Origin of the sequence: Pseudomonas sp. EA_65y_Pfl1_P113, assembly GCF_963970525.1 — a bacterium.
Taxonomy (GTDB): domain Bacteria; phylum Pseudomonadota; class Gammaproteobacteria; order Pseudomonadales; family Pseudomonadaceae; genus Aquipseudomonas; species Aquipseudomonas tritici.
In genome coordinates, this window is sequence record NZ_CAXAQM010000366.1 from 1 (window position 1) to 517 (window position 517).

The 517-nt window shown below is 62.3% G+C and carries 1 pseudogene; it reads left to right on the top strand.

Annotation, left to right across the window (positions count from 1 at the left end):
- Positions 1 to 195: 195 nt before the first annotated feature.
- Positions 196 to 517, top strand: a pseudogene (locus tag AACY52_RS30080) (RNA-dependent DNA polymerase); the annotation flags it as partial.

Sequence of the window (517 nt, forward strand, 5' to 3'; positions counted from 1 at the left end):
AACAGGCGGCTTCGGCCGACCTGCATGGGTACGGAGCCGCCATAGTACTCAAACGCCCGGGGTAATGCCTGGGACAGCTTCCCAGTCGGGGAGACGGTGCATCCGCATAAGGAACGGGCGACCGGGCCGAAAGCGGAGACCGCCGGGGGAAGGGCGGCAGTTGCGATACTTCAACCGAAATCATGGGGTGTGCTGATGCTACCTGAAACTGTGATGGCCCGGTTGGAGGCCATTCCGACGCTGGCAGCGTCGGGCAAACGAGTAAATGGGCTTCATCGTCTGATGGGGTCTCGGCTTCTCTGGGAGCAGGGACTCAAGAAGATCGTCTCCAATCGGGGGACGATGACGCCGGGTGTCGATGGCGAGACCTTCGCGGACTTCGGTCCGGAAGACCTCGACCCATTGATCGCCAGTGTGGTGGCTGGAGCCTACAAACCGAAACCAGTGCGTCGGGTATTCATCCCGAAAGGCAAGGGTAAGCGGCGTCCGCTGGGGATACCCACGCGCGACGACCGCC